Source organism: Streptomyces sp. NPDC006743 (assembly GCF_040703815.1).
Classification (GTDB): Bacteria; Actinomycetota; Actinomycetes; order Streptomycetales; family Streptomycetaceae; genus Streptomyces.
In genome coordinates this window covers 1-16,921 of sequence record NZ_JBEYJA010000007.1, presented here as the reverse complement: position 1 = coordinate 16,921, position 16,921 = coordinate 1, and the positions used below count along the sequence as shown (strand labels likewise).

Below are 16,921 nucleotides of genomic sequence, written 5' to 3'. Positions count from 1 at the left end.
CCGCACCGGGAGGGTGGTGCGACGGGCTGTGGGCGGGTGGGGGAGGGTGACCGGCGCGGGCGTAGGGAGGGTGGTGCCACCGGCTGGGGCGCGGGCGTAGGGACGGTGGTGCCGCCGGCTGGGGAGGCGTGGGCGTCGGGAGGGTGGGTGGTGCGACCGGCTGGGGCGCGGGCGTTGGGACGGTGGTGCCGCCGGCCGTGCGCCCGCGCGTCAGCGGGCCGGACGGACCTCCGGCAGCTTCAGGGTCTCGGCCTTGGCCCGCATGTCCGCGGCGCGGCGCACCCGCAGGGCGCTCAACAGCTCCGCCGCGCGCAGCCAGTTGGCCCGCGCCCGCTCATGCTGCCCGCGCTCCAGCTGGGCCGAGGCGAGGTGGTCCAGGACGTCGGCCCGGTTGTAGTCGTCGTGGAGGTCCGCGAAGAGCCCGAGCGCCCTCTCGTACCCCTCGATCGCGGCGTCGAGACGGCCCAGCCCCTGCTGGGCGAATCCGATCGCGTCCCATGCCCCGGCCTCGAACAGGAGGTTCCCGGTCTCCCGCAGCAGCGGCAGCGCCTGCTCGCAGGTGGCGATGGCCTCCTCGTAGGCACCGGTGTGGGCCAGCACCCAGCCGACGTTGCTGAGCGTGCTCGCGACCCCGTCCCTGTGCCCGGCCGCGCGGTACAGCTCCAGCGCCCTGCGCGGATGCTCCAGGGCCTCGGCGAACCGCCCCTGCCGGATGCGGAAGAACCCGATCTCGCACTCGATGCGGGCCCGGAACTCGGCGGGCACCGCCTCCAGTTCGCCGAGGATCACGTCGATCGACTCGTCGACCTCCGCGGTGTGCCCGGTCTCCAGCAGCGCCCGCGTCAGGTTCGAGCGGCTGCGCACGGTGGCGACCGGGTCGCCGAGCGCCAGAGCGGCCTGAAGCCCCACCCGCGCGGCGGGGATCTCCTCGGCCCAGCGCCCCGCGATCACGTTGTAGCCGATCCACTCGCGAGCGCAGTCGCCGCGCAGCCGCAGCAGCCGCGGGTCCTCCAGGAACTGCACGGCGGGTCCCGCGGCCGGTTCCTCCTGCTGGTACCAGTCCAGCGCGTCCTCACGGCTGTCGATCGCGACGTGCGCGACGCCCTCCGCCGGCGGGTACGCCGGCTCGGGCTCCAGTTGCGACACGTGGCGGTTGGCGGTGTGGGCGTGGTGGCGGAGGTAGTCGAGCAGGCGCGCCCGGGCGCCGAGGCGGTCGTCCTGCCGCTCCTCGGCCAGTTCGCCGCCGTAGGCCCGTACCAGGTCGTGCAGGACGTAACGCCCCTCGGCGTCGCGGGAGAGCAGGCCGGCCGCGGTCAGCTCCCGCAGGTGCCGCCGGGCCGCCGGCATCTCCACGGCCGCGAGCGAGGCAGCGGCGGCGGCGGTCACCGACGGCCCGGGGTGCAGGGACAGGTGACGGAAGAACCGGGCCGCCCCGGGCGTGAGCGCCTGGTAGGACCAGGAGAAGACGGCGCGGACGTCGGCCCGCCGGTCGTCGGCGGTGAAGGCGTCCAGGCGCGGCCTGGCCTCCCGCAGCTCGCGCGCCGCCCGCCGCAGTCCCATCCGGGGCACCGCGCTGAGCTGGGCGCCGACCACGGCGACCGCGAGCGGCAGGAACCCGCACAGCCCGACCAGCTCGGCCGCGGCCTCCGGCTCCGCCCGGCACCGTTCGGGTCCGATCCTGGCCGCGAGCGCCGCGAGTGCCTCCTGCGGCGTCCACACGTCCAGGGTGATCACGCCGGCCCCCTCGGCGGCGACCAGCCCGGACAGCTGATTGCGGGAGGTGACGATGGTCAGGCAGCCCGCGGACGCGGGCAGCAGCGGCCTGACCTGCTCGGCGTCCCGGGCGTTGTCCAGGACGGCGATCAGCCTCCGCGACGCGGTCTTCTCCCGGAACAGAGCACTGCGCTGCCCGGTGCCGGAGGGGATGTCACCGCTGGGGACCCCGAGCGCGCGCAGGAACCCGCCCAACGCCTCGCCGGGGTCCACGGGCCGCTGGGCCGCCTCGAAGCCGCGCAGGTCCACATAGAGCTGACCGTCCGGGAAGCGGTCGGCGACCTGATGCGCCCAGTGCACCGCGAGCGCCGTCTTGCCCACACCGGCCATGCCGCCCACCGCGCAGACGAGGACGCGGCCGCCCTGCGCCGTGACGCGCTCGGTGATGCCGTGGGCCGCCGTCAGTGCCGCCTCACGGCTGCGGAACACCCCGAGGTCGGGAGGGAGTTGCCTCGGGACCGCGACGGGATCCGTGCGGCGGGTGACCGCCTGGCGCAGCCGACGCCGCCCCTCCTCGTCCAGTTCGAGCGCGTCCATCAGCTCGTTCAGCGTCGACTGCCGGGGCAGGCTGTGGCCGCGTTCGATGTCGCTGATGGCCCGGACGCTCACCCCGGAGGCCTCGGCGAGCCCTTCCAGCGTCAGCAGGGACCGCTGCCGCGCCTCGCGCAGCAGTCGGCCGAACGTCCTCTTGTCCATCTCCACCCCGCTGTGCCCCGGCCGGCGTCCAGCGCGCGAGCTGTGCCGGTGTCCCGGAAAGCCCCGAACGTAACAGTTCTGGATTGAACACTCAAACGCCTGATGGGAGGATGACCGGCGACATCGGGCGACGGCGGTGCGGGGAAGCCGGTGTGCATCCGGCGAGGTTCCGTCGCTGCGACCGGTGGGCGAGTTCCGGCCATCGCCGCGGCGGGCGGGAGGACGTGGCGAGGGTGCCACGGCACTCACGCGGTCGCCCCTCGGCGAACACCGGGGCGGATCTCCCCGGGAGGGGAGTGGTGCGACGTGCCCGAGCCGTCGACGCGGGAGACATCGGCCGGTGCCGGTGCGCGGGACGGTGCGGCGGGGTGCCGCGTCGTCGTGTGCCGGGACTGCTGCTGCGGCAGTCCGAAGGTGACCGGCGTCGATCACGCCGCGCAGACCGCCCGGCTGCGGGAGACGGTGCCGGTGCGGATCTCCGACTGCCTCGACGTCTGCGACCAGGCCAACGTGGTCGTCGTCCAGCCCTCGGCCGCGGGCCGGGCCGCCGGAGGACGACCGGTCTGGCTCGGCCTCGTCAACGACCCGGACGCCACGGAGGACATCGTCGCCTGGGTGCGTGCCGGAGGCCCCGGAGTGGCTCCCCGGCCCGGCATCCTCGACCTGTACGCCTTCACCCCGTCCCGGCGCCGCGCGCCGTGAGACCGGCGGAACGCCGGATGCCGGGCGGGTGGCCGTGCGGCCGGCGCCGGGCGCCCGGCGCGGCGGAGGGCCGGCCGACGGCGGAAAAAGCGAAGGCAAGGAGGAAACCACTCCTTGCCACTCTCAACGTATAGCGCACCGGGGGGCTTGCGGCAAGGCCCCGTCCGTCCCGCACAATCGGCGGCCGGAAGCCGGAACCTGCGGAAACGGGAGTCGCCGAGTGCGCGTGTTGCTGACGTCATGGGGGTCACGCGGAGATGTCGAACCACTGGCGGGACTGGCGAAGGAACTGAACGGACTCGGCGCGGGTGTGACGGTGTGCGCGCCGCCCGACGAGGAGTTCGCGGCGCTGCTGGCACGTACGGGCGTGCCGCTGGTGCCGCTCGGACCGGCGGTGCGCTCGGTGGTCTCGGGACCCAGGCCGCCGACGGCGCAGGACGCCTTCCGGCTCGCCCCCGAGCTGGTCGCCGCGCGGTTCCGCACGCTCGCCGCGGCGGCGCGGGAGTGCGACGTGCTGCTGGCGGCCGGGCTGATGCCGGCCGGCGCGCGGGACGTGGCCGAGAAGCGCGGCATCCCCTACGTGTACGCGTGCTTCCACGTCTTCGGACTGCCCTCGCGGCACTTCCGTCCCGGTGCGCGGCCGGGCACGCCGTCCTCGCCGGAGGAGACCGACCACCGGAAACTGTGGGAGCAGGACGCCCAGCGGGTGGACGCGCTGTACGGCCGGGCGCTTCGCGAGGGCCGGGCCGCGATCGGCCTGCCGCCGGTGGACAACGTCCGCGACCACGTCTTCGGCGACCGGCCCTGGCTGGCGGCGGACCCGTTGCTGTGCCCCTCGCAGGGCATGACGGACCTCGCCCTGGAGCAGACCGGCGCCTGGTTCCTGCCCGACGAACGCCCGCTGCCACCGGGCCTGGAGAGGTTCCTGGACGCCGGGGAACCGCCGGTGTACGTGGGCTTCGGCAGCATGGCCGCGCACGCCCCCGAGGACATCGCCCGCGTCGCCGTCGAGGCGAGCCGCGCGCACGGCCGCCGCCTGGTCCTCGCCCGGGGGTGGGCCGGCCTCGCCCCGGTGGACGACGGCGGCGACTGCTTCGTCGTCGGCGAGGTCAACCAGCAGGCGCTGTTCCGCCGGGTGGCCGCCGTCGTGCACCACGGAGGCGCTGGCACCACGACGGCCGCGGCCCGCGCCGGGGCGCCGCAGGTGGTGGTCCCGCGGATCGCGGACCAGCCGTACTGGGCGGAGCGGGTGGCCGAACTGGGCATCGGCGCGGCCCACTACGGCCGGACGCCCACCGCCGCCTCCTTGGCCGCCGCGCTCGGCACGGCCCTGACGTCCGCCACCCGGACACGGGCCGGCGCCGTGGCCGGCACCATCCGCACCGACGGGGCGGCGGTGGCGGCGCGCCTGCTGCTCGACGCGGCCGCCGGTGCGGGTCCGCGCTGAGCGGTGACTGCCGGCGGCGCGGTCCTGGTGACCGGCGCCGGCCGCCGGCCGCTGACCGCGCGGTGACCCGGTGCCGGCCGCCGCGCCGCTGACCGTGCGGGGTGACCGGTGCCCCACTGACCGCGGGGGCCGGGTGACCGGTGCCGACCGCGCGGCCCCGGGGACCCGCGCCTCCCGCCGGCCTCCCGCAGTCGGCCGCCCCGCCGCCCACCGGGCGCGGCACCGCCGCCCGCTGCCCCGCCACGCGTCGTCGCTGCCGCACCCCGCGCCCTGACCACCCGCCGCCGGCGACAGGCTGCCCGCCGCCGGTCCTCCCCGCCGTCAGTCCTCCTCCCGCCGGTGCCGTTCCCACGCCTCCTCGCGCAGGTCCGTGCTCAGCAGCACGTCCGCAGCGGTGCAGGCCAGTGCGCCGGTCACGGCGACGAGCACGTCACGGGCGCGCGGGGAGGCGGCGGCCGCGGCGAACTCGGGGGTGTGGTCGGACCCGTCGTCCATGATGGCGACGAACGGGTGGATGGCGGGCACCCGTGTGCTGACGTTGCCGATGTCCGACGAGCCCAGTTGGACACCCGGCACGGGAGGCGTGAGCGTGATGCCGGCCCGGGCCAGGTGCCCGGTGAACCGGTCGGACAGGACGGCGCTGTCCCGGAAGTGCTCGTAGCGCGGCGTGGCACGCACCATCTCGGCCCGGGTCCCCGTGGCCAGGGCGACCCCCTCGGCGCAGTCGCGCAGCCGGCCCGTCAGGTCCTCCAGCTCGCCGGTCGTGGCCGCGCGCAGACCGAACCGGCCCTCCGCGTACTCCGGCACGATGTTGGTGGCGGTGCCCCCGTGCGTGATGATGCCCTGGACGTGGGAGGCCGGCGGCAGGCGCCGGCCCAGCCCGGCCAGGACGTTGAACAGCTCGATCAGCGCCGCGAGCGCGTCGACGCCCTCGGTCGGGTTGCCGGTGGGGTGCGCGGCGCGGCCGTGGAAGGCCACCCGGTACTGCACCTGCGCCGTCAGCGGCGCCCGCGACCAGCTGTACACGCCGGGGTGGAACATCAGCGCGGCGTCGACCCCGTCGAACACCCCGGCCTCGGTCTCCGTCGCCTTGCCGCCGCCGCCCTCCTCGGCCGGGGTGCCCACCGCCATCACGCACCCCGCCGAACCGCCGAGCACCGCGTCGACCGCGAGCGCCGCTCCCAGTCCGGCGGCGGCGATGAGGTTGTGCCCGCAGGCGTGACCGAGGCCGGGCAGGGCGTCGTACTCCAGCAGCAGGGCCACGGCCGGACGCCCCTGACCGGAACGGGCCGTGAACGCGGTGGGCAGGCCCGCCGTGCCGCGCTCCACCGCGAAACCGGCCTCCTCCAGCCGGGCCGTGAGCAGGGCCGCGGCCCGGTGCTCGGCGAAGGCGTTCTCCGGGTCGGCGTGCAGTGCGCGGGCGGTCTCCCACAAAAGCTCCGCCCGCTCGGCGACCGCCGCGCGCAGCCGGTCGTGGACGGCGTGGGACCCGTCGTGGACGGCGCCGAGCCCGTCGCGGGTGTCGGCGCCGGCATGGTCGGACGTACGCGCCACCTGGCCTCCTCGTGCGGGGACGGCGGACGTCACCGCAGGCGTGGCCCCGCCGTCCGCGCCCGCGCGTGCCACCGGCCGGCCTGCACGCCCGTACCGTGTGGCGGAGACCGGGTGCCACCTTCCGGCGCGGCGACACCCGCGGTTTGCCCCTGCAGGGGGCCGCGCGCCACCGCCGGTCCACCCGTGGGTTTCGATCGCGGCAGCGGTGCAACACGATCGGGTGTTCCCGCACGGCGGCGGACTCGGTGTTTCTCCGTACGTCGGACTCGGTGTCTCCCGTACGTCGGTGGACGCGGAGGCGACCGCACGGCGACGCGGGAGCGCGAACCGCAACCGGCTGGGAGGAACGATGGATCACTCACGGGTGCCCGTGCTGGAGGCGCTGGAGGAGTTCCGGCGCCGTGGAGACGTGGTCTTCGGCCCACCGGGGCACAAGCAGGGCCGAGGAGTGGACCCGCGGGTGGCCGAGATCGTCGGGCTCGACGTGTTCCGCTCCGACGTCCTGTCGCTCAACGGTCTCGACGACCGCCGTCAGTCCCAGGGCGTGCTCAGCCAGGCGCAGGACCTGATGGCCGACGCGGTCGGCGCCGAGCAGGCGTTCTTCTCCACGTGCGGCAGCTCCCTGTCGGTGAAGACCGCCATGCTGGCGGTGGCCGGGCCGGGGGAGAAGCTGCTGCTGTCCCGCAACGCGCACAAGTCCGTGATCGCGGCCGTCGTCGTCAACGGGGTCGAACCGATCTGGGTGCACCCGAAGTTCGACGCGGAACGGCACCTCGCGCACCCGCCGGAGCCCGACGACGTGCGCCGCCGCCTCGAGGAACACCCGGACGCCAAGGGCATGTTGCTGATCACGCCCACCGAGTGGGGGACCTGCGCGGACATCGCGGGCGTGGCCCGGGTGTGCCACGAGTTCGGCGTTCCGCTGATCGTGGACGAGGCGTGGGGCGCCCATCTGCCGTTCCACCCGGAACTGCCGGCCTGGGGCATGGACGCCGACGCCGACCTGGTGGTCACCAGCGTCCACAAGATGGGCGGTGCGATCGAGCAGAGTTCCGTCTTCCATCTCCAGGGCGACCGGGTGTCGCCGGAGGTGCTCAAGCAGCGCGAGGACCTGCTGGGCACCACCAGCGCCTCGTCCCTGGTCTATGCCACCCTGGACGGCTGGCGCCGCCAGATGGTCGAACAGGGACATGCTCTCCTGGAGGCGGCGCAGCAGCGGGCGGAACGCGTCCGGACGGCGGTCGGTGACCTGCCCGGCCTGCGGCCGATGGGCCGGGAGGTCGTCAAGGAGGGCTGCGCGGCCGACCTGGACCCGCTCAAGCTCGTCATCGACGTACGGGAACTCGGCATCACCGGCATGCAGGCCGCCGAGTGGCTGCGCGTCCACTGCCACGTGGACGTCGGCGGGTCCGACAGCTGCCGGATCAGCGCCTCGATCACGCACGCCGACGACGACGAGACCGAGAAGGTGCTGCTGGACGCCCTGAGCGCGCTCACCCGGGGTGCCGAGTCCATCGAGAAGCAGCCCCCGGTCCGCCTGCCCCGCCCCTCGGCCCTCGAACTGGAGCAGGCGCTGCTGCCGCGTGAGGCGTTCTTCGCCCCGGTGGAGCACGTCCCCGCCGAGCGTGCCGCGGGACGCATCTCGGCGGAGCTGATCAGCCCGTACCCGCCGGGGGTGCCGGCCGTGGCCCCGGGCGAGGTCATCACCGAGGAGGTGGTGGACTACCTGCGCAGCGGGGCCGAACACGGCGTCCTGATCCCGGACGCGGCCGACCCCTCGGTCCGCACGCTGCGCGTGGTGGCGCGGGACTGAGGCCGAGGAAGCGGCGGGTCCCGGCGGTGCCCGCCGAGGCGACCCGGCGGATCACAGGGGGCGGGCGGCGCGGGAGCGGGCCGGGGGCACGGGGTGCAGGGCCGCGTGTGCCAGCGGCGCCGACGGATCGGTCGACACGTCCAGCGGCGCCGGCCGGGCTCCCGCCCGTACCAGGAGGTCACCGACGGCGGCGATCATCGCGCCGTTGTCGGTGCACAGCTTCGGCGGCGGCACCCGCAGCGTGACACCGGCGGCCCGGCAGCGCTCCTCGGCCAGCGCCCGCACCCGCGAGTTCGCGGCGACCCCGCCGACCACGACCAGCGTGCCCACACCGTGCTCGGTGCACGCCGCCACCGCCTTGCGTGTCAGGACGTCAGCCACGGCCTCCTGGAGCGAGGCGGCCCCGTCGTGCACGGGCAGTTCGCGCCCGGCGTGCCCTTCGGCCCAGCGGGCCGCCGCCGACTTCAGCCCCGAGAAGGAGAAGTCGTACGAGCCGGGCAGCGGGCGGGGAAGGGGGACAGCGCGCGGATCCCCCGCGCGCGCTGCCCGGTCGATGGCCGGACCGCCCGGATACGGCAGCCCGAGAACCCGTGCGACCTTGTCGAAGCACTCGCCCGCGGCGTCGTCGAGGGTGTCGCCCAGATGCCTGACCGGGTCGCGGGCCAGGTCACGGACGAGCAGGAGTGAGGTGTGGCCGCCGGAGACGATCAGCACCACGCAGGGGTCGGGCAGCGGGCCGTGCGCGAGGGTGTCCGCGGCGACGTGCCCGGCCAGATGGTGAACGCCGTACAGCGGCAGGCCCAGCGCGTAGGCGAGGCTCTTCGCGCCCGCGAGGCCCACCTGAAGGGCACCGGAGAGGCCGGGGCCGGTGGTGACGGCGACGGCGCCGAGGTCGGCGAGGCCCAGCCCCGCCTGCTCCAGGGCCCGCCGGATCACCGGGCGCAGGGCGTGGACATGGGCGCGGGCGGCGATCTCCGGGACGACACCGCCGTAGCGTGCGTGCTCGTCCATGCTCGACGCCACCGCGTGGCCCAGCAGCCGCCCGTCCCGCACGAGACCGGCGCCGGTCTCGTCGCAGGACGACTCGATGCCCAGCACGATCGGTGAGCCCATCCCCGTCCTTCCCCGCTCTCCCCGGCTCTAGATGCCAATGGCATGCTATTGCAATCAATATGCAGGAAGTCAATCGGGGAGGGAGAACGGGCCGGTCCCGGCGGTACGCGCCGTCCGTGTGCCGTCCGCGCGGTGTGCGTGCGCTGTCGGGACAGTGGCCGTGCGCGCTGGGGCAACCCTCCTGCTCCCCGTGTTCCTAACGTGGCTCACCGGCGTACCGGAAACACGAGCAAGCCAGGAGAGACACATGTCCGACGTCCCGCAGACCGCAGAGCCCGCGCAGCCCGTACTGGAACCCGCGGCCGCCGCGTTCGCCGAGGCGACCGCCAACCCGCCCTATCTCTTCGACCTGCCGCCCGCCGAAGGCCGCAAGGCCGTCGACGACGTGCAGTCGGGCGAGATCGCCAAGCCGGCGGTGGACGAGGAGTGGATCACCGTCCAGGGCGGGCCCACGGGCAGCGTCCGGGCCCGCCTCGTCAGGCCGGCCGGCGCCGAGGGCACCCTGCCGGTGATCCTCTACATCCACGGTGCCGGCTGGGTGTTCGGCAACGCCCACACCCACGACCGCCTGGTGCGCGAACTCGCCGTCGGCGCCGGTGCCGCCGTGGTCTTCCCCGAGTACGACCTCTCGCCGGAGGCCCGTTACCCGGTCGCCATCGAGCAGAACTACGCCGTCGCCCGCTGGGTCGTCGAGGAGGGCGCCGCCAAGGGCCTGGACGGCACACGGCTGGCGGTCGCCGGTGACTCCGTCGGCGGCAACATGACGGCCGCGCTCACCCTGATGGCCAAGGAGCGCGGCGGCCTCCCGCTGCTCCAGCAGGTGCTGTTCTACCCGGTGACGGACGCGGACTTCGACACCCCGTCCTACCACCAGTTCGCGGAAGGCTACTTCCTGCGCCGCGACGGCATGCAGTGGTTCTGGGACCAGTACACGACCGACGAGGCCGAGCGCGCGCAGATCACGGCCTCCCCGCTGCGCGCCACCACCGAGCAGCTGACCGGTCTGCCCCCGGCGCTGGTCATCACCGGCGAGGCGGACGTGCTGCGCGACGAGGGCGAGGCCTACGCCAACAAGCTGCGCGAGGCCGGTGTCCCCGTGACGGCCGTGCGGTTCCAGGGCATCATCCACGACTTCGTGATGCTCAACGCGCTGCGTGAGACCCACGCGGCCGAGGCCGCCCTCACGATGGCCGTCGCCACCCTGCGCGCCGCGCTGCACCAGGCCTGAACCATCCTGCGCACGTCCTGAACGGAACCGGACCCCCATCATGACCACACCCGCATCCACCCCCACCGTCCTTCTGGTGCACGGCGCGTTCGCGGACGCCGGCAGCTGGAGCGGTGTCATCGAGCACCTCCAGGGCCACGGCATCCCGGTGATCGCCCCGCCCAACCCGCTGCGCGGGCTCGCGGCCGACGCCGCCTACGTCGCCTCGGTCGCCGCCCAGATCGACGGGCCCGTCGTGCTGGTCGGCCACTCCTACGGCGGTGCTCTCATCACGGTGGCCGGCACGACCGAGAACGTCGTCGGTCTCGTCTACGTCGCCGCGTACGTCCTGGAGGAGGGCGAGAGCCTCGGCGAGCTGCAGGGACGTTTCCCGGCCTCCCCGCTGGTGAGCAACCTCAAGGAGTGGACGTACCCGGTGCCCGGTGGTGACCCCGCCGTCGAGGTCACCATCACCGAGGACGCCTTCCCCGCCGTCTTCGCCGCCGATGTGCCGGCCGAGACCACGAAGGTCCTGGCGGCGGCGCAGCGTCCGCTCGCCGCGGCGGCCTTCGAGGAGAGGGCTTCCGCCGCCGCGTGGCGGACCAAGCCGTCCTGGGCCGTGGTGGCCACCGCCGACCGGGCGATCGACCCGGAGGTGGAGCGCTTCGGCGCCGAGCGCGCCGGAGCGACGATCGTCGAGCTGGAGGGCGCCTCCCACGCGGTCGCCGTCTCCCGCGCCGCCGAGGTCGCCGACGTGATCCGCGAGGCGGTCGTCGCGACGGCCTGACCCACGCCGTGCCGGGGCCGCGCGGACGACTTCCTCGTCCGCGCGGCCCTTCGGCATGCGGTCCCGCAGAGCAGCGCGGGAGAGAGGGGGGCAGGCGGCGGGCGGAACCGTGGACGGCGGCCGGTGTGCGCAGGCCGGCGTGCGCCGTGCGCCGAAGGCTCGACGGCGCAGGGGCGCAGGGGCCGCGGCGGGCCGGGCGGCGGAGGTCTGCGCTGTCGGGCACGCGCCCGTGCGCTCTGCGGCAAGGCGCCCCTGACCAGGACGTCTAGCGTCATCCGGGTAAGCAGCGAACGAACCGCAGGAGACGGAACATGACCACTGACACCTCGCACACGCAGACCGGCAGCCAGCCCCGGCTGCACCAGAAGGGCCGGGTCATCCAGGAGTTCGGCACCGTCAAGCAGTTTCCGCTGGCGCTGTCCTTCGAGGCACGTATGTACTCCTGCCAGCGGCTCAACCAGGTGCTCGCGGACACGCAGATCCTCTACGGCCTCTACAAGAAGCACCACTGGCTGATGCGCGGCGCGACCTTCTACCAGCTGCACCTGGTGCTCGACCAGCACGCCGCTCAGCAGCTCGCCCTGGTCGACACGCTCGCCGAGCGCGTCCAGACGCTGGGCGGCGTGGCGGTGGGGGACCCCCGCCATGCCGCCGAGATCACGTCGGTGCCGCGCCCGCCGGACGGCGTGGAGGAGGTGCCCGCCATGCTGTCCCGTCTGCTGGAGGCGCACGAGACGATCCTGGCCGACGCCCACGACGCGGCGGCCCGGGCCGCCGAGCAGGGCGACGACGGCACCAACGACCTGCTGGTCTCCCAGGTGATCCGCACCGGCGAACTGCAGACGTGGTTCCTGGCGGAGCACCTGGTCGACACCCCCCTGGTCCGCGTCTGAACGCACAGGCGGGCGGCCCGGTCGCGGGCCGCCCCGTGCCGCGCCCGGCGGAGCGCTGTCAGACCGGGCGGGCGGCGGGCCCGGGGGAGCCGTCGGGCGTGCCGGACACCTCGCGTACCGGGTGCTTGCTCAGGACGGAGACCCGGTTGAAGGCGTTGATGGTGATGGCGACCCAGACGACGGCGGAGATCTCGTCGTCCGACAGCACGGAACGCGCGAGGCCGTAGGCGCTGTCCTGCGCGCCGGCGTCGGCCGGATGCGTGGTGGCCTCCGCCAGGGCGAGTGCGGCGCGCTCACGCGGGCTGAAGAGCTGGGTGTCGCGCCAGGCGGGCAGTACGCCCAGGCGCCGTGTGCTCTCGCCGGCCCGCAGGGCGGCCCTGGTGTGCAGGTCGAGGCAGAAGGCGCACGCGTTCAGCTGCGAGACACGTATGTTGACCAGCTCGACGAGCCGGCGGTCAAGTCCGGCGCCGGCCGCGACCGCGCGGACCGCCTCGGCCGTCGCGGACAATGCGCGGTAGGCGCTGGGACTCTGCTTGTCGACGAAGACCCGTGCCCGGGTGGTCGTCGGCGCCGTCTCGGACACGTGGTCTCCTTCATCGGGCGGTGTTCCGGTGTACGTCCTATCATCACCGCGTTAATGTTGAAACTCGAACTTTCTCTGAGGGGAAGGAGCCGAACGGTGAGCAACACCGAGACCCGGCCCGCCGAGCTCGTCTGCGGCACCGTCGCCGAGGCCGGCCCGGACACCGGGACCGTCCCCGGCGGACCGGCCCCGGCGGACATCGAGGTCCTCGGCCCCCGGGACGTCCCGCTGGGCGGGCCCCGTGCCATGCGGGTGCGGCGCACACTGCCCCAGCGGGCCCGGACGCTGATCGGCGCATGGTGCTTCGCCGACCACTACGGCCCCGACGACGTGGCGTCGACCGGCGGCATGGACGTCGCCCCGCACCCCCACATCGGCCTCCAGACCGTCAGCTGGCTCTTCAGCGGCGAGATCGAGCACCGGGACAGCCTGGGCACCCACGCCTTCGTACGGCCCGGCGAGCTGAACCTCATGACGAGCGGCCACGGCATCAGCCACTCCGAGGTGTCCACCCCCGCCACCACCGTCCTGCACGGCGTGCAGCTCTGGGTCGCCCTGCCCGCAGAGCACCGCGACACGGCCAGGGACTTCCAGCACCACGTCCCCACCGCCGTGCCGCTGGAGGACGGCGAGGCCCGCGTCTTCCTCGGATCGCTCGCGGGGGACACCTCACCGGTGCGCACCTTCACCCCGCTGCTGGGAGCGGAGCTGTCCGTGGCCCCCGGCGCCACCGTCACCCTCGACGTGGACCCCGCCTTCGAGCACGGGGTGCTCGTCGACAGGGGCGGCATCGTCCTCGACGGCACCACCCTCCAGCCGGCCGACCTCGGCTACGCGCCGCCCGGCCGCGCCGCCCTGACCCTGACGAACAGGGGAAGTGAAACGGCGAGACTGATCCTGCTGGGCGGGCCGCCGTTCCGCGAGGAGATCATCATGTGGTGGAACTTCATCGGAGGGTCCCACGACGAGATCGTGCGGGCTCGCGAGGACTGGACGAAGGGCACCCGTTTCGGCGAGGTACGGGGCTACGACGGCGCCGCGCTGCCCGCACCGGAGCTGCCGAACACCCCCTTGAAGCCACGAGGAAGCAAGCGCTGACCTGCGAGAGCAGCGACCGGACGCCAAGACGCCGTGCGTGCTCCTGCGCCTTGAGGGCAACGCGGGAAGCCCACGGCGTCTGCGTCCGGCACCAGCCGCATGGGCGCCTCCGAAGCTGTCTGAGAGCCGCCCGGCTCCTGCGGATCTCCGGGCCGCGCCCGGAGGCCGGCGAGAGACGCCGCCGGGGCGGTGCCTCTCGCCGGAGACCGTCAGCGGGACAACCGGGCGGCCGGACACCTGGAGATCCGGGCGTCCGGCCGACCTCAGCTCGAAGCCAGCTGGTTGGCGATCTCCTTGTGCCACTTCTCGGCGTCGGCGGGGTCGTTCAGGGACGCCTCCCACGCCTCCTGCGTCATGTGCAGGTTCCCGGGGCCCGACTTCAGCGCGACGAGCAGTTCCCGGGCCGAGGCGCGCAGTTCGGGCGAGGTGCCCTTGCCGGCCGGGACCTCGGGGCCCGCGGCGAGGCCGTAGAGGGTGCGCGCCATGGCGTCGCGCTTGCTGTGTTCGGCCTTCTTCCAGAACTTCAGCGCTTCCTTGAGGGCGTCCTGGCGGGTGGCGGGCTCGGCTGCCGTCCGCTCGCCCTCCTCCGTGGGCGGGGCCCAGCGCTCGGGGTGGCGGGCGCCGTCGTAACGCTTCTTGCCGGCGCGCCCGGCCTTGTACGCGGTGACCGAGAGCAGGAGCCCCGCCGCTGTCGCGGCCAGCGCCCAGCCGGCCGGGTTGCTCGCCAGCGTCCCCGTGGCGGCCGCTGCGATCGCCACCGCGCCGCCGGCCGACCTCACGCCGTCCCCGACCGCGCCGACCCCCTGCTTCCAGAGCTTGTTGCGCTGCTTCGCCAGCGCGTAGTCCCGGGTGGTGCTGAGGGCGATGGTGTCCTGTGCCTTCTTGACGTCGCCGGCGGCCTTCTCGATGCTCGTGAAGGCCGCACCGGTCTGGTCCAGGGCGGCGCCCAGCCGGTCCGCGAGGCCCTCGTCGTCGCCGTCATGGGCACGCTCCAGCGCGACATACGCCCGCGCGAGCGCCCAGTGGCTGTCCACCTCCGCCTCATGGAGCCGGTTGATCTCGGGCTCCTGCACCGGCGCGGGCACGTCGATCTTCTTGACGTTCTGGTACTTGCGCGTCGTCAGCCCGAACCGGCGCGCCGCACGGACGCTCTTGACGCCCGCGACGGCGCCGACCATCCCGCTCCCGGCCTCGGCGACACTGGCCGCCGTCGCGAGGCCCTCCGCGTGCAGAGCGTTCTTGGCGACGCCGATGAAGTCGGAGGCGTCGGTCGCCGTGTTCTGGATCGCGTCGAGCATCTTGGAGGGGTATTTCTTGCGCGGGGCGTGGGAGGAGGGACCCGTCGGGTTCTGCTTGGACTCCTTGTACGCCTTGGTGGCGTCGAGGACGTTGTTGACCGCCGTGACGGCGTCGGTGAGCCCCATCTCGGCACCGGCCGCGGCGGCGGACGCGCCGGCCTGCTCCGAAAGGTGCGTGTCGGCGGTCTGGGACGACTTCCAGTTCATCTCCGCGTTGGCCGGGACCATGCCGCGCAGAACGAAGGTGTCGAGGACGTCGAGGTGTTTGTTGGCCCGCTCCAGCGCGCCGGCGATCCGCTCCCGGATGTTCAGCCCGGTACGGGACTTCTTCTTCGCTTCCGGCCCGGCCTGCTCGTCGGCGGGCTTCGCCGTCTCGTCGTTCCCCGCGAGACGCTGGACGACGGCGGACGCGGCCTTGTTGCCGGCGAGCGCCTGTATGGACCCCATCATCGGTCCGATGCTGTGGCGGTCCGGCGCCCCCGCCAGATTCGCCGCGCCGCGGATGAGGGGCCGGGGCTGGGGAACTGCCGGCCGCCTCGTGCGGCTGTCGAAAGCGGTGTTACTACCCACCGGTGTCCTTTCCGTGCTCGTGCTGACACCGGGTGCGTGGCAAGGCGGGGCATCCGGCGGGGCCTTGCTCCCCCCACAGTATCGACTGCCCCATGACTCTCATGGAAGGTGTTTCTCGTCCCGCGTTCATTCTCTGTACCGGTTCTGTACACCGGTTCGTGGCCATCTCACCGTTCTGGCCGCTCCGGGCCCCGGCATCAGTGCCGCCGTACCGCGTCAGCCACCCTTCGCCGGACGTCCCCGTCCCCCGCCCCCGCCGGCGGTTCCCAGCCACTCCGGCGCCGCGACCGTCAGCGCGGCCACGCCGGTATCCAGGGTCTGTACCGTACGGAGGGACTGCGGCCGTCAACGAAAGCCGGCGCATCACCTCCGAAGTCCTCGCACGTCACGGCGTTTCTGGCGCCGCCACCTCCGCGATCGCCGGCAGCAACAGCCCCTCCAGCCGGAGCGATGTCTCTTTTACGACGCTGAACCGTCGGCTACCCCAAGGGCGGTACTGATCACGGCTGCGGCTGCCAGAGTGTGCTCATGAAAACGACACCGGATGGACGGCCCATCCCTCCCGCGCATGCCGACGAGCGCGCCATGCTGGAAGCATGGCTGGACTTTCACCGCGCGACCCTCGCCCTGAAGTGTTCGGGGCTCAACGATGATCAATTACGGCTTGCCGCGGCGTCGCCCTCGTCGATGACGCTGCTCGGTCTCGTTCAACACGTGGCTGAGGTGGAGCGCAACTGGTTCCAGCGTGTATTCGCGGGTCAGGACGTGCCCCCTGTCTTCGGGGAGAAGAACGTCGACGGCTTTGCCCTTCAGCCGGAACGAGGGCTCGAGGAGGTGACGGCTGCGTGGCAGGCGGAGGTCGCTCGCGGCCGTGAGCTGATCGCGGAAGCATCGCTGGACGACTCCGGCCGTCTGTCCGAGGAGGAAGCGGGTCACCTCGGTGATCAGGGAGTCTCCCTGCGCTGGATCATGGTGCACATGATCGAGGAATACGCACGTCACAACGGTCATGCGGACCTCATCCGCGAGCAGATCGACGGAACTACCGGCACATGAGAGGTGCTTGCGCGGTCGGAAGGACCGCGCAAGCACCCGGCCCGCCTTCTCAGCCGGCCCAGCCGCGGTGAGGGGAAGGGGAGAGGTGGGCGGACGTGCACGAGATGCACCCGCCGAGGAAGACCGCGAAGAAGCAGACGACCGGGAAGGCCGGGAGGAAGCCGTCCGGCCGAGCAGCGCATCGGCCGGGCCGGGCGGGCGGCGGCCATGGCGGAGCGCCGTTCCTGGCCGTGGGTCTTAGAGGTCCTAACAGAAGTTATTGATCAAGTAACCATCGGCTTGTCTGCTCGTTGGTCGGGTCGTGGGGAAGCGTGAGTCGCGGCCGTGGATC

13 protein-coding genes are annotated in these 16,921 nt (G+C 73.7%); 8 read left to right on the top strand and 5 right to left on the bottom strand.

Going from position 1 to position 16,921, the window contains the following annotated elements; translation table 11 throughout:
• Positions 1 to 210 precede the first annotated feature (210 nt).
• Entirely contained in the window at positions 211 to 2,469 is a 2,259-nt protein-coding gene (locus ABZ719_RS08465) for a tetratricopeptide repeat protein (RefSeq protein ID WP_366724434.1), read from the bottom strand.
• Between the two features lie 381 nt (positions 2,470 to 2,850).
• Here ABZ719_RS08465 and ABZ719_RS08460 point away from each other — a divergent pair, with 381 nt between their 5' ends.
• Both ABZ719_RS08460 and ABZ719_RS08455 read left to right on the top strand, forming a co-directional pair.
• Complete coding sequence (locus ABZ719_RS08460; protein ID WP_366724592.1) at positions 2,851 to 3,171, top strand: hypothetical protein; 321 nt, start codon at positions 2,851 to 2,853, stop codon at positions 3,169 to 3,171.
• Positions 3,172 to 3,391: 220 nt separating this feature from the next.
• Positions 3,392 to 4,618, top strand: coding sequence for a glycosyltransferase (locus ABZ719_RS08455; protein ID WP_366724433.1), 1,227 nt, complete (start codon positions 3,392 to 3,394; stop codon positions 4,616 to 4,618).
• A gap of 321 nt (positions 4,619 to 4,939) precedes the next feature.
• Here the strand turns inward: ABZ719_RS08455 and ABZ719_RS08450 are convergent, their stop codons facing one another.
• Positions 4,940 to 6,085, bottom strand: coding sequence for an amidohydrolase (locus tag ABZ719_RS08450; protein WP_366724591.1), 1,146 nt, complete (start codon positions 6,083 to 6,085; stop codon positions 4,940 to 4,942).
• Between the two features lie 436 nt (positions 6,086 to 6,521).
• Here ABZ719_RS08450 and ABZ719_RS08445 point away from each other — a divergent pair, with 436 nt between their 5' ends.
• A complete protein-coding gene (locus ABZ719_RS08445) occupies positions 6,522 to 7,985 on the top strand; it encodes an ornithine decarboxylase (RefSeq protein ID WP_366724432.1) in 1,464 nt (487 codons plus the stop codon).
• A gap of 51 nt (positions 7,986 to 8,036) precedes the next feature.
• Here the strand turns inward: ABZ719_RS08445 and tsaD are convergent, their stop codons facing one another.
• The gene (gene tsaD / locus ABZ719_RS08440) at positions 8,037 to 9,098 is read right to left on the bottom strand and encodes a tRNA (adenosine(37)-N6)-threonylcarbamoyltransferase complex transferase subunit TsaD (protein ID WP_366724431.1); all 1,062 of its coding nucleotides are present in this window, start codon (positions 9,096 to 9,098) and stop codon (positions 8,037 to 8,039) included.
• A 247-nt stretch (positions 9,099 to 9,345) separates the two neighbouring features.
• Between tsaD and ABZ719_RS08435 the strand changes: the two genes are divergently transcribed.
• The 3 genes from ABZ719_RS08435 (at position 9,346) to ABZ719_RS08425 (ending at position 11,985) form a co-directional block, all read left to right on the top strand.
• Positions 9,346 to 10,326, top strand: a complete 981-nt coding sequence (locus ABZ719_RS08435) for an alpha/beta hydrolase (protein WP_366724430.1) — start codon at positions 9,346 to 9,348, stop codon at positions 10,324 to 10,326.
• 40 nt (positions 10,327 to 10,366) lie between these two features.
• Complete coding sequence (locus ABZ719_RS08430; protein WP_366724429.1) at positions 10,367 to 11,092, top strand: alpha/beta hydrolase; 726 nt, start codon at positions 10,367 to 10,369, stop codon at positions 11,090 to 11,092.
• A gap of 311 nt (positions 11,093 to 11,403) precedes the next feature.
• Positions 11,404 to 11,985: a DNA starvation/stationary phase protection protein gene (locus ABZ719_RS08425; RefSeq protein WP_366724428.1), complete on the top strand. Its 582-nt coding sequence runs from the start codon at positions 11,404 to 11,406 to the stop codon at positions 11,983 to 11,985.
• Positions 11,986 to 12,043: 58 nt separating this feature from the next.
• Here ABZ719_RS08425 and ABZ719_RS08420 read toward each other — a convergent pair whose 3' ends face one another.
• On the bottom strand, positions 12,044 to 12,568 hold the full coding sequence (locus ABZ719_RS08420) for a carboxymuconolactone decarboxylase family protein (protein WP_366724427.1): 525 nt from the start codon (positions 12,566 to 12,568) through the stop codon (positions 12,044 to 12,046).
• 96 nt (positions 12,569 to 12,664) lie between these two features.
• Between ABZ719_RS08420 and ABZ719_RS08415 the strand changes: the two genes are divergently transcribed.
• Positions 12,665 to 13,666, top strand: a complete 1,002-nt coding sequence (locus ABZ719_RS08415) for a pirin family protein (RefSeq protein WP_366724426.1) — start codon at positions 12,665 to 12,667, stop codon at positions 13,664 to 13,666.
• A 263-nt stretch (positions 13,667 to 13,929) separates the two neighbouring features.
• Here ABZ719_RS08415 and ABZ719_RS08410 read toward each other — a convergent pair whose 3' ends face one another.
• Entirely contained in the window at positions 13,930 to 15,414 is a 1,485-nt protein-coding gene (locus ABZ719_RS08410; RefSeq protein WP_366724425.1) for a hypothetical protein, read from the bottom strand.
• Between the two features lie 648 nt (positions 15,415 to 16,062).
• On the opposite strand from ABZ719_RS08410, the gene ABZ719_RS08405 reads away from it, so the two are divergent.
• Positions 16,063 to 16,590, top strand: coding sequence for a DinB family protein (locus ABZ719_RS08405; RefSeq protein WP_366724424.1), 528 nt, complete (start codon positions 16,063 to 16,065; stop codon positions 16,588 to 16,590).
• Positions 16,591 to 16,921: the final 331 nt, after the last annotated feature.

What these genes read in the sequence shown, in the direction of transcription:
- ABZ719_RS08465 (WP_366724434.1), bottom strand. Translation starts at nt 2,469, where the DNA reads ATGGACAAGAGGACGTTCGGCCGACTGCTGCGCGAGGCGCGGCAGCGG.
- ABZ719_RS08445 (WP_366724432.1), top strand. Translation starts at nt 6,522, where the DNA reads ATGGATCACTCACGGGTGCCCGTGCTGGAGGCGCTGGAGGAGTTCCGG.
- tsaD (WP_366724431.1), bottom strand. Translation starts at nt 9,098, where the DNA reads ATGGGCTCACCGATCGTGCTGGGCATCGAGTCGTCCTGCGACGAGACC.
- ABZ719_RS08435 (WP_366724430.1), top strand. Translation starts at nt 9,346, where the DNA reads ATGTCCGACGTCCCGCAGACCGCAGAGCCCGCGCAGCCCGTACTGGAA.
- ABZ719_RS08430 (WP_366724429.1), top strand. Translation starts at nt 10,367, where the DNA reads ATGACCACACCCGCATCCACCCCCACCGTCCTTCTGGTGCACGGCGCG.
- ABZ719_RS08425 (WP_366724428.1), top strand. Translation starts at nt 11,404, where the DNA reads ATGACCACTGACACCTCGCACACGCAGACCGGCAGCCAGCCCCGGCTG.
- ABZ719_RS08410 (WP_366724425.1), bottom strand. Translation starts at nt 15,414, where the DNA reads ATGATGGGGTCCATACAGGCGCTCGCCGGCAACAAGGCCGCGTCCGCC.
- ABZ719_RS08405 (WP_366724424.1), top strand. Translation starts at nt 16,063, where the DNA reads ATGAAAACGACACCGGATGGACGGCCCATCCCTCCCGCGCATGCCGAC.